The sequence below is a fragment of the Caballeronia sp. RCC_10 genome (assembly GCF_041360715.1).
Lineage (GTDB): Bacteria > Pseudomonadota > Gammaproteobacteria > Burkholderiales > Burkholderiaceae > Caballeronia > Caballeronia grimmiae.
Genome location: NZ_JBFUPT010000030.1, coordinates 23,376 through 35,851, shown reverse-complemented (window position 1 = coordinate 35,851; position 12,476 = coordinate 23,376). Strand labels below are relative to the sequence as shown.

Genomic DNA, 12,476 nt, shown 5'->3' with positions numbered 1-12,476 from the left:
ACTATGAGCAACTCGCTGGAGTGCCGATGGCTGCTTAACTCCAGCAAAACGGTCTCCGAGGTTCCCGGTGCGCTTCACGCTGAAAGAACCAACCGATTCCACAGCACTCGAACGCAAACTCCGCACGTCATTGATTAAGCGCCGGCGCAGAACTCGCAAGTTCGCGACAAGGTAGACACAGACACTGCGATGTTTTCTTTCGCTTCGCCGATCAGCAGATTACCTTGCCGTCAACTGCGCACTTCACGGCCGCGTACTTTCGTTCGTCCGGCTTGCCCTGCAATCTATCCGGCGAGGGAGCTGGTGCTCCGCATACTTGGGGGCGCTGGACGCCAAGGTGATGAAGACTGACGCTGCTGCGCAGCGCCAGTCTTCATCGCGAAACGATCCGTCGGTGACAAATAGCCGGGAGTAGCATCGTTCCTTGAGACAACAATGGCGGTCATCGTAATTGACAATCTACATTCTCGGGGTTCTGGCGGGCGGACCGCTTTTCCAGAACAGAATTGCATCCCCTGATGGTCACGTCCATGCAGGCCATCTGGACCACATGCATCCCGCCGTACATCTTGCACAAGCCGCGACGGCGAATCGCTATGCACTCCAGCGCGTATGCGAGGTTCTCGATAGGTACCACGAACAATTAAATGTACCCGGGTCGTTCACGCCGACGGTTGACGGTCTAAAAGCGCTTCGACAGCCCAACGGCGAAGCCGTGCGGGAGGATCATGACAGAAACCGGGGTTTCCCATGTCGTCGTCAAGTAACCGACGGCTGTGCCGAGCGCCCAACCACCAAGAACATCAGTTTGCCAATGGGCGTGCGATTTCATGCGAGCAATGCCATCGTAAAGCGGCAAAAGCTCCAGGGCCCATACAGCAGGGTAGCGCCTTCCATAATGAACGATGAAAGGCGTCACGAAGCTGGCCTGCAGCGTCACTTCGCCGCTAGGAAAACTTTGGCCTCCCTGGAACCATGCATTCGGTCCTTTCCCGCTTGATGGTCGCTGCCGGCCAAACGCGTATTTCATTCCCTGAGCCGCAATGGCTGACATCGCCTCCGCATCGACGGTCTGCCAAAACGTGTGCCCAAGTTCTGTGTCATTTCCAAGCCACAGCGCACCTCCGACCCCGACTGCAACGACCGAGTATTCAAGGGCCAGTTGAACATTGCGATTCCAAATGCCACTGTTGTCATAGGCGAGTTGGTGATCAAGTCCGGCCGAAGCGTTTTGACCGGCTATGACCAAGACGGCACAGACGAGCACATGCCTGAGCGATGATGTAGCAGAACGAGTCGGATGGATCGACATGCAACGGCTCCCGTGGATCTAAGAACACCTGTCTGTTTCAAAGGCTATGCAGGCGACCTTATGAAACGCTTAAGGCATCTTGGAGGCGTCTTCGCTTTCCGCCATCGTCACCAAATAGCAACGGTTCTGGTACCGAACGGCCCGCGTCTCTCGGGGAACGCGTTGGGACTGCGCAATGAACATTCGCGATGGCGCTGCGTTGCAAAACGTTCAAATTCGAGCGTCTCCGCTACGCGCGCCGCGACGTGCCGCACATCGAGTCGACGACAAGAAGGCCGTCATGATCAGTCCCGAGTTCGCCGTCGATCGCATGGCGGGCGTAGCAGAAGAAAAGACAGTCGGCACACACTTTGACAGGACCTTCTACAACGCGGCAGGCGGTGGTGACCCAGTCATATATTTCACCTTCCCTTGGCTATCCGGGCCCAGGCCAGGGAGCTGCCACTGCACGAGATCGTCGGGCATCACCTGTTGACTGTCCGCACTCGTATCGCAACCCCTCATGAAGCGCAGCACTGCGATAGGTGGTCCGGCGGGACGGAACCGACGCCGCCTGCATGGTATTTCGGCGAAACGCGTTCGACACCCCTCCGTACCGCAGTAGCCCAGGTTACGAGCGCGCTTAACATCGCACATGAATCTATCGCCCGACACGCGCGCCGTTGTCAGGCGCACGTCCTCCTGTCGCATCAAGGCGCGGATGCATGGGCGTTCACTTGGCCCAACAACGCGTCAGACTTTTTCTTGGACGCGACGGGGACGGCTGGCGTGACGGTTGCTGAGCCCGTCGAGCAGCTCGATTTCCGAGCCGCTGCCTCGAGTCGGGAGCAGTAGTCATGGATGAAGTTGTCAAAGTCGTGGCCATCGCCTTTGGCGCCGCTGCGCTGGTCATTGCTATTGCTGCTGTACTATTTCTAGCCGGCTCCGAAAGGAAAAATAAGGAATAACATCCCCGGATACCCTTGCGAGCACGGTATTCGATTCAGACAGGTCAGGCGTTCGCGGAACAGCTTCTCGGCGCTCAGCGCTGCGCTGCCGCGGCGTCATGCTTGACCGTCTGTGTGGGGCCCAAGCGGGCCCCGCAGATGCTTTATTCGAAGTCAAATGCAAGGACGCGAAGCACTGATCTTACCTGTCGAACGCGTCGAGCTTCCCGCGAGGCTGGCGACTCATTCGGCATTTTTGCGCGGCCTAACGCATCCGAGCGCGTAAGCGCCGCAATCCCGACAGTCGCCAATATCGCCTGCCTCGCAGCGCAATGAGCACTTCGACGATCACCGATGCGATCACCGCAGGTGCGCCACAGAGCTAGCTGCTGAAGAGGCCTTTCCTTGCCGCGATGACTGTTCAGCCGAGGTTTCGATCGCGCCAAAGGCCGCGACACGGCCGAACCACGAGACAGCGTCGTCCGTCCGAAAGGAACGCCCCTTGCGAGCACTAGTCTCAGCATTGTTCGTCGCGCGAATGCGCGTTTCTTCTCGGGCCGAAAGCCGGTGATCGGACCCACGCGCTTCAAATCACTACGGGCGATGATGGCATTCTCGTCCCTCATCTGCATCTTACAAGGGACCGTGTCAACGCGTTTGGGAATCTACTGCGGTTCAGGTATTAACGGTGGGCACGAAGAGATATTCGAGCGGTTGATTTCGGCGCTTGCATCAAGCAAGCGCGTCGATACCTTAGACAATCTGCTACCCCGAACAAACCCGCTGCTTTTCGTTTCGTCATAGATTGGCAGATCGTTTGTCGTTTCTCCGTTGGCGGGAACGTAGTTGCAGCAGATAGCGTACACGTCGCTGAAAACATTTTGAAGCCGCCTATAGCGTTGCACAGCACTTCATCGCATGACAGTCTTGGCCTCATCAAATGGCGCGAGGAATTGATCGAGCTTGTGGACCTTAATTCCGTCGTGGGGCTTCGGACGCGCTCGATTGCGCCAGCCCAGGCGCTCGTCGTCAAGACCAACGCCTCAACGCTCGTCTTTGCAATCGAGCGCGTGCTCGCGATGTCCGGGCCAAATGACGTCACCGAGGTGTCCCGCATCTCTAACTGCAATACGGGCGGCAAGTCGTCTATCCTGGCGATAGGCGAAGGGCGGCGCATCACCTAAGAGCTCATCGATCTCGCCCGGATGGCCGATGAGCGTCTCGCATTACTCGCAGGCGTTGCAGCGTAGGCACGGCATGCGGCTTGCGATTTCCGTTGCGCAACCGGCAGCGTCATCGTCGCTCTGGGAAACCGGCAAGCCCTTCCCTGTCGACCCGCGAAACCTGTTATGACCGGCCGCTGTCCAGAACGGCCACCAGCGCCGATGGCGTCGATTTCGCCGCTCGCTGCTCAACGGACGTGGATATCAGGACGTTGAGTTCGCGGAGCACCGGATAAGCACTGTGGTGGCGGCGCCGATCGCATGCAAATTAGCGCAGGCGCTAACGCTACAATCCGTAAATGACGTACCGCGCGAAGCGTGGCGTTTGATACCCGTGGCCTCGCCCCTCACCTGATGGCTTGCGTTCGAGGCAAGCGACTCGCCCTATGCTCGATGATCAACCTGCCCGTTCGGCGCTGAAAGAAACCCTGAGAAAGAGCGGTATTGACGCAATTGGTCATGCCGGATGGGGAACGCATTTTTGCCATTTTTATGAAACGAAGGCGGACCTCGTCGACATGCTGGTTCCGTATTTCGAGGCGGGACTGCGCGACAACGAAAGCTGTCTGTGGGTCGCGCCTGATCTGTTTGGCGCAGACGAAGCCGAGACCGCCATGGTCGAGGCGCTTCCTGATTTCAAGGATTTCGTAAGCCGGGGGCAGATCGCATTCAAGCCCGCCTCAGACTGGTATGTTCCTGACGGAACATTCCGCAGCGAAGCAATCATCGCGGAGTGGGCACGGCACGAGCGGGACTCGCGAGCGCGAGGCTTCGACGGCTTGCGCGTGACGGGGGACACTTTTTGGCTGGACCGGACGCGGTGGCATGACTTCGCCGAGTATGAGGCGAATTTGAACCGCTCGCTCGGCCAGTACCGCATTATCTGCGTGTGCTCTTATTGCTTGGACCGGTGCACGGCTTCCGATGTGCTTGATGTATGCAACACGCATCAGTTCGCGCTGACTCGTCGGCACGGCGTCTGGCAACTGGTCCAAAGCGATTCGCTCTCGGTCGCGCGCGCCGAACTCGAGCGCGCGAACGCCGAGTTAGAGGCTCGCGTCGAGGCGCGCACGCTGGATCTGAAAGTGCTCCTCGAGGAACGAGACCAGTTTTTATCGATGTTGAGTCACGAACTGCGTAACCCACTTGCGCCGATCGAGGCTGCCGTCGAAGTCATCCGTCGCTCGGTGCCTGAGGAGACCCCGGTTTCCAAAGCAAGCAGGATTGTTGCACGTCAGGTACGTAACCTTTCGGTCATGCTCAATGATCTACTCGAGGCGGACCGGACGGTACGGGGCATGTTCACCATCGAACCCGCACGGATTGACTTGGCTTCTATCATCGACGAGGCGATCGATACCATCCGCCCGGCCGTTGCTCGAAACGGACAATCGCTCGCGGTCGAGGGACTTGCCCATGCGGCGACTATCGTTGGCGACCGTGTGCGTCTTAACCAAGTGTTCGCGAATCTCCTCAACAACGCAATCACTTATGCGCCCCGGCACGGCAGCATCGCCGTGGCGATGAAGGTGGAGGCCGATTTGGCTCGAGTATGCGTGGGCGACGATGGACCCGGCGTGCCCGATGCGCTTCGTGAGCGCGTCTTTATGCTATTTGTGCAAGGGCCGCGTGGACTGGACCGCTCGCAGGGAGGGTTCGGTGTTGGCCTAGCCGTTGCGCGCGAGATCGCCGAGCGGCACGGCGGGTCTTTGACCCTTGAGCGAGCGCCCAGCGGCCGCCGGGCACAGTTTGTGGTGACACTGCCGCTCACGCGCCCGGATGTTTCAGTGACCGCGGAAGCGGATGGCACCGGAGAAGAGGAACGGCTCACGCCCGTGCCGGCCGCCGATGCACGTCGACGCATCCTTGTTGTCGATGATGAAACCGATATTCTCGAAGCGACACGCACGCTGTTGGAAATGGAAGGGCACGAAGTGCGCACGGCGTCCAACGGCGCCCGGGCGCTTGAGATTGCTAAAACGTTCAAGCCGCATATTGTGTTCGCCGATATCGGAATGCCGCAAATGGACGGCTATGAGTTGGCGCGCAGGTTGCGCCACCTGCGAGAGACCGCCGGCGCCCTGACTGTCGCCGTCACCGGATACGGCACCGAAGCCGACCGAATGCGTTCGCGCGAAGCGGGCTTTGATCAGCATCTGGTGAAACCTGTCTCCCCCGCCACCCTGCTTGGCACCATTGCGGCAACCGCAGGCCAGACGTACAACAACGCAGCACGAGAGGCATGAGACCCTTCACCAAACAGCCGGCTGTGCGGGGACCGATTGCAAATGCCAAGCCTTGCAGCCAAGTCAGCGGCGCTCGCCGGTATTTGGGCCATAGCGCGGCGGCCTGTGCGCCGCGGTTTTCATAGTCGTCCTTGAACGCAGAGACTGCGGTCAGTCTTGCCTTACCCCTGATAACTGGGCGAACTAACAGTCGGTCAGCCGGGGTGACGGCTGAACATGAACAACTTGTTGTCTGACTTGGTTGCGCCCTCCTACCTTGGCTTTGTAAAGTGCATCGTCGGCCGCTTTGAGCAATCGTGAGCCGCCATCGGTACCTCGCGGTTCGCACGCTGCTATCCCTAGGCTCACAGTAAGCTTGTCGCTCGTCGCTCCGGCACCTGGTAGCGCTAACGTTTCGACTGCGCTCCGGATCGCTTCCGCCACCCGCGCGGCGACTTCGATCCGCGCTGCGGGAAGTACCACGACGAACTCCTCTCCACCGTACCGGGCGGCGATGTCTTCCGCGTTCCGGGTAGCTGCTCGAATGCAAACGGCAACCTGGCGCAGCGCTTGGTCGCCAGCGTCATGTCCAAAGCGGTCGTTGTACGCTTTGAAATGGTCAACGTCGATGAAGATTGCTGATACCGAATGGTTCTCTCTTTTCGCCGCCTCCCAAGCGCGAGCGAGGTAGATATCAAGCCCTCGTCGATTGCTCAGGCCAGTCAAAGCATCGACAGACGCCATCGACAGGAGTTGCTTTCGCGCGTTCTCTTTTTGCTGGAGCCCTCGAGCCAACAACCAGCAGACGAGAACAAACGCTGCACTGAGGACCGCACAAAGGCCGACGACAATGAGCGACCGAGGACGCCAGTTTGCGAGTACATCGTCAAGATCGGGCGCGACTACCACGATGAGCGGGGTATCAGGGACTCTCGCGAATGTGTAAAGACGCACGCGCGCATCGATCGGGGATTGCGCTATGTAAGACCCAGTCTCGTTGTCCACCATCGTATGAAACGTCCGGCTCCGGGCGATGCGCATAGCGACTTCCTTCGACGTGACCGGACGTCGTGCGATAAGCGTGCCGTCAGTGCGGGTAATAAACGCTGAGCCGTGCCGACCAACGTCGACTTCGTCGACCAGTTGCTGAAAGTAAGTGGCGCGAATTTCGAGGATGGCCATTCCGGCAAAACGCCCGTCGAGCGCGTCGATGCGCCTGCTGAGCCCTATCGTTGTCCATTCATGCGAGTCGGCGTAAGGGTGCGACATAAAAATCTGCGACGTCGTCGAACGCTGATGGGCCAAAAGATTCTCCCGCGACTGGAAATAGTCGGCTGTGGCAGCGTCCGCGCCTTGGGATGCGATGATCCTCCCGTCCGCCGCGGTGACGGCCATACCCTTAACGTCAGGCCCTGATGCAGCGCGGTCAAATAAAACCCGGTCCCGGATGTCAGAGTCAAGTTGCATGATCCGCGGCTGCGTGGCGCCGTCGATAGCAGCCTGGAGAGAGAGATCGTAAAGTTCGATATGGCGGGCGATATCGCGGCTAACGATTGCCGCCACGTTACGCGAGTTATCCTGTGCCCGGCCAATGACTTCTTGACGCCCTTGCTGCAATGTCACCGCCAGCAGAGCGGAAACGATCAACGCGAATGACGTCCCTACCAACGCGGCAATGTATGGACGTAGGGCGAAGACGTGGAGAATGCGCCCGACCGCACGCGCCGTTTTCGAGGTCGGACTCGGCGCAAGCGAAGCGGCACGGGTACTCTGTCTGCGCCGATAGAGACGTTGGAATGGCTTCATTCTGTTGCAAGCGGCACTGCGATCTTGCCCAGTCGCCGGTGTAGTAAGTCCGCGGGCTCGGGACGGCCTAGTAAAAATCCCTGGATGATGTCGCACTGCATCGCTTGCAAGCAACGCAGCTGTGTCTCGCGCTCGACGCCCTCGGCCACAACGCGGATATCAAGCGTCTTCGCAAGTGCAACGATGCCGGCGACAACGGTCCGCGAGACAGCGTCATTATCGATGTCATCGACGAGCGATTTATCGAGCTTGGGGACGTCGGGGCGCAAGCGCGTCAGATAGCTCAGGCTCGAATACCCGGTGCCGAAGTCGTCCAGTGCTAGGCGAAAACCATAGCTTTGTAGGTCACGCAGAACTTGAGTTGTTCTGTCTGCTTGCTCGACCAACGCTGATTCAGTAATTTCCAGCGTTATTTGGCTTGGCAATACCGCGCGCCTCCCGGCCATGGCGGCAAACCGCGCCGGCAAGGCTGGGTCGACGAGTTGTCTCGCCGACACGTTGATTGAAGCGGGGACGTCGACCCCGCAACGTTCCTTCCATTCGGCGATCTGACGAACGCTCCGAGCAAAGACCCAGTCACCGACCTCTTGTATCAGGCCGCATTGTTCCAACAGCGGAACGAAAACCCCTGGCGAAACTACGCCTTGGGTAGGGCTGTTCCAACGGATCAGTGCCTCGACGCCGGCCAAGTCCTGTGATTGTGCCCAAAATTGTGGCTGGTACCACAAGCTGAACTGCGCGCCTGACACCGCACCGCGTAGCTCCCGCTCGACTTGGAATGAGCCTATGACTTGAGCTTCCTCCCTGCCGAACGGCCGAAGGCAGTTGCGTCCAGCCTGTTTCGCCATGTACAGCGCGGCGTCGGCGTTGCTCATCAGTGTCTCGGGCGTGCCTCCGTCGGCGGGGAACTTTGCTAGGCCGGCTGACAACGTCAATCTGGAAGCGCCGGACCCGACAACCTGTAGACGGCTCATTGCCGTCCCGATATCCGCGAATAGCTCGCTGACGCTGCAGGGGGTACAGTCCGGGATAACCAGGGCGAATTCGTCGCCGCTCGGGCGCGCAGCGAATGCGCCTAATGGCGCCACTTCGCGGAACGCAGCACCGATCTCTCGCAACAGTGAATCGGCGGCCGAGGTGCCAACCGTGTCGTTGAATACCTTGAACCGATCGATATCTGCCAGCAAGAGACTGAAAGGCGCGCCCGTCTCCGCACAGCGACCGAGATGCTTTAGAAATGCATGCCGGTTCGCGAGTCCTGTCAGATCGTCAACATGGGCGAGTCGGTCGAGTTCGTCCATTCGCCGCTTCTCGTCAGTCACGTCGATGCATACGCTAACGATCCGTTCGACCTGCCCCGTCTTGCCTTTGACGGGCGACGCGTTCGCCCGGATCCATCGCGAGCTTCCGTCGTCCCGGCAGAGCCGGAAATCGTATTGGACCGGTGTGTGCTCGCGTGCCATCCGTCGCATCGCATCTTTAACATTGCGCAGATCGTGCTGGGGCAGCCGCGTTTGCCATGCGGTGGGGTCGTGCGCCAACGCTGAAACAGGTAATTGCCACATCGCCTCGAAGCCTGCGCTGACGTGACGCAGCGTTTGAAAATCTGCACTCGTCGACCAAAAAACGACCGGTATGTGGGCCTCGATGTCGGTGAGGAGTTCCTCCGCTTGCCGCGCGGCCGCTGCGGCTAGCGTCTCTGCACTGACATCTCTGGACGGACAGAGGACGGCAGCGGTCCGCCCACTTCTATCCTTGATGGGGTAAAGCGTTGAGCGCCACCACTTCGGACGCCCCTTCGCGGTGGGACAAAAACCCTCGAAGTCCGCCTGGTCGCCTCGCAATGCTGACGCTAACGCCGCCTGGGCCATCTTCTTATCGCCATCGCCCCAAAAGCCAATCCAGTCGACACCCACCAGCTGGGTACACGAGTCGAGTTCCATCAACTCCGCGGCAACCTCTGACAGATGCATCATTTTCCCGTCAGGGGCCAGTAACTTCAGGCAGTCACGGTTGGTCGAAAGCAGCGCGCGTGCGAGTTGCTCCAAGAGACTCGCCCGGGCCCTCAACACCCTGTGGACCGTGCAGGCCCCAGCCCACCGCGGCCGTGGCCAGGAAAACAAGCAGCGAGACAGAGACCCGTGACGCTTCGTGGGTGACCCGGTAAAGCCATCCAAGCGGCGAGAGAGGGAACCGCAATCAGGGCCGGAAGACCCATCCGGACCAGCCCCGACGGCAATGCAGGTGCGTTGAAACGATTGATAAAATACGAGAGAAACAACTGATTACGCATTACCCGAACACCTTTATGTCGTGATTTTCCGTCTATCGACATGGCTGACACGGACGGTTTATCGGTCGCTTTCAGGTAAAACTTTACCTAGCAACCAAAAAATCCCTCAACAACGTACGGTGAAACGGAATTTATTACTCAGAGCGCTCAGGGCGAGCATGATTCTTAACGCTGTGTCGCGATTCCCCCGAAGATGCAAGCGTACAATCACGCGCCCTACATGCCTTTCGCATCCGGGCGTGATATGACAACCCAACAGTCGGCTTCTGCCCCGGCATCGATCAGCATCGGCCAGTCGCATTTTCGTCGGATGCGCGCTGCGTTCGTTCTTGCGCTGGCGCTGAGCGTATTGGGCCCGTGTGTATTTCTGGCGGTTTTCGGTTGGCAGGACTGGCAGGACCGCCTATCGGCTGCTCGCGACACAACTGAGCGTTCCACCTACATCGCTAAAGAGCACGCACAAAAAGTTTTCGATATTGATGCGGCTTTGGCCGAACGAGTAATCGATACGCTAGAAGACCGCAAAGAGGCTGATCTACGGCGCGACCGCACCTTCTATGACGTTCTGGCCCGACTCGTGCGCGGGCACGCGCAGGTGGATGGGGTGTCGGTGTGGACGGCCGATGGTCAACTGGGGGCAACGAGCCTTCGCTTCCCTGCGCCGGACATCAGCATCGCTGATCGGGTCGACTTCATCGACGCGCGCACGCGGCCAACGCAGCTTTACGTCTCCGGGCCTATGAAGGGGCGCGTGACAGGCAACGCTACGTTCAATGTCATGAAACATCTTGTCCGCCACGACGGACTGTTCGCGGGACTGGTTTCAATCTCGATGTCGTCGGCGTATTTCGAAGATTTCTACCGCCAGCTCGCGGACGACAAGCCATTGACCATAGGCATGATCAGGAGCGATGGCGCAGTACTCGCGTGGTCGCCTGGTCCGCATGGACGCCCTGAGCGCATTTCGCGTGATACCGCGTTTTTCCGTCTACTCGCCAGCGGCCATGAAGCAGGAGTGGTGACGATGGTATCCACCGTCGACGGTGAGGAGAAGATCCTTGCCTTCAGGCGTGTGGGCGACTACGACGCCTATGTGACGGCCGGGTTTCCGCTTCGATACATCTGGACGGCATGGCTTGCCCGGTTTACGACCGTGACCATTGCTACGCTCGTGCCCTCCGCCGCGTTGTTCGTCCTCCTCATTTTCTCTCTCCGGCGGCTACGCCACGAGGAATCACTGTGGCGACGTGCGGAGACAGAAGCGTCAATGCGCGCTTCACTGGAGGCGGCTGCTAAGGAGCATCAGCATCTGGAGACACTGGGCAATATGGTCGCCCTGGTCGCGCACGACTTCAATAATTTGCTGATGGCCATCGTTGGTTACGCACATGCCGCTTTGCGCGCAGATCCCCGCCCGCACAGTGACTCAGTGAGCGCCCCGCTCAAAGGAATCATGGCAACTGTCGAGCGCGGGCAAAGGCTAACTCGACGGCTGTTGTCCGTGAGCAAGAAGCACCCGGTACGGCCCGAGAGGCTGAGTTCAACGAATTGGTCGAGCCATGTCGATTTGCTGCGTTCGGCGGTCGGCGAAGGCGTGGCGATTGAAGCGTCCGTTCACGACGGGCTTTGGGATATTGATGCCGATCAGGCAGAGCTGGAACTTGCGCTGCTCAACATCGCGATCAATGCTCGCGACGCAATGGGCGGACGGGGCCGGCTGCACATCGTCGTTTCAAACGCCAACGTATCGCGCGAAGGCAACGGCTCGGGTACGCAAGCGGATTTCGTTCGGATCGACATGACCGACAGCGGCGCGGGCATCGATCCCGCAACGGCTGAGCGCGCGTTCGAGCCGTTTTTCACGACCAAGGCGCCTGGCCATGCAACTGGGCTCGGACTCGCTCAGGTGCGGTCGTTCTGCGAACTTTCGGGAGGTCACTGCAGCATAGGCGCTTCGCCCCGAGGGGGCACGTTGGTCAGCTTGTTTCTGCCACGTTCAAAAAGCCCGAACACAAGTCCCCTCAGCGGCCATCTAGACAGCGCCGGCGTCGCCGCGTCGTCGCCTTGCATTCGACTGCTACTCGTCGAAGACGATCCGATGGTCGCCGACGCGCAAGCTGCGATGTTTTCAGCGTTCGAGTATGAGGTAACGCATGCTGCGAATGCCGACGACGCTTACCGCCTGCTGCGTGCGCCGCATAACTTTGAGGCGGTGATTTCGGATGTGCAGATGCCCGGAAGCATGGACGGGCTAGATCTGGCGGAACACTTGCAGAGAGAGCAGCCCAATCTGCCGCTCATCATGTTGACGGGCTTTGTCGATCAAGCCGAGCGTCTGCGCGGAAGCGGCATCACAACTTTCCTTAAACCAATCGTCGATGTGGCGGTCCTGGACGAGCTGATCCGTCGACGAGTGACGGCATCAAATGCCGCTTGCGCTTCGCAAGCGGGCTGAGGTCGAAGCTCGAGACCGATTACCTCGGCGAATAGCCTAAATATTTGAGTAATTCGCCGAGAGTGCGGATGTAGCACTGCTCTCAGAACAGGTGGTTCCCCTGTGAGCGCATGTTCCTTCAGCCTTTAGCCGCTCGCTTTTCAAGCGGCTTTTTTGGGGGGCGGTCGTCCGCCCACAGTTGGCGCTGGCTGTCGCGGTAGGCGGCATCTTCTCTCAAACGACGTCGCTGACAGCTC

Annotated in this window: 6 protein-coding genes; 3 read left to right on the top strand and 3 right to left on the bottom strand. The window is 59.3% G+C overall.

The window, feature by feature from the left end:
• Window positions 1-682 precede the first annotated feature (682 nt).
• Window positions 683-1,312: a phosphatase PAP2 family protein gene (locus tag AB6804_RS27760; RefSeq protein WP_370889181.1), complete on the bottom strand. Its 630-nt coding sequence runs from the start codon at window positions 1,310-1,312 to the stop codon at window positions 683-685.
• A gap of 1,630 nt (window positions 1,313-2,942) precedes the next feature.
• Between AB6804_RS27760 and AB6804_RS27755 the strand changes: the two genes are divergently transcribed.
• Together AB6804_RS27755 and AB6804_RS27750 are read left to right on the top strand one after the other, a co-directional pair.
• Window positions 2,943-3,422 carry a chemotaxis protein CheW gene (locus AB6804_RS27755; protein WP_370889183.1) on the top strand — a complete coding sequence of 160 codons (480 nt, stop codon included), beginning with the start codon at window positions 2,943-2,945 and terminating at the stop codon, window positions 3,420-3,422.
• Between the two features lie 425 nt (window positions 3,423-3,847).
• Window positions 3,848-5,707 (top strand): MEDS domain-containing protein, encoded by a 1,860-nt coding sequence (locus tag AB6804_RS27750; protein WP_370889180.1) that lies wholly within the window; start codon window positions 3,848-3,850, stop codon window positions 5,705-5,707.
• 183 nt (window positions 5,708-5,890) lie between these two features.
• Here AB6804_RS27750 and AB6804_RS27745 read toward each other — a convergent pair whose 3' ends face one another.
• The gene (locus AB6804_RS27745) at window positions 5,891-7,492 is read right to left on the bottom strand and encodes a diguanylate cyclase (RefSeq protein WP_370889179.1); all 1,602 of its coding nucleotides are present in this window, start codon (window positions 7,490-7,492) and stop codon (window positions 5,891-5,893) included.
• Entirely contained in the window at window positions 7,489-9,540 is a 2,052-nt protein-coding gene (locus AB6804_RS27740; protein ID WP_370889178.1) for a putative bifunctional diguanylate cyclase/phosphodiesterase, read from the bottom strand. Before AB6804_RS27740 ends, AB6804_RS27745 begins: the two co-directional genes overlap by 4 nt.
• Before the next feature lie 465 nt (window positions 9,541-10,005).
• Here AB6804_RS27740 and AB6804_RS27735 point away from each other — a divergent pair, with 465 nt between their 5' ends.
• Window positions 10,006-12,240, top strand: a complete 2,235-nt coding sequence (locus AB6804_RS27735; RefSeq protein WP_370889177.1) for a response regulator — start codon at window positions 10,006-10,008, stop codon at window positions 12,238-12,240.
• Window positions 12,241-12,476 lie beyond the last annotated feature (236 nt).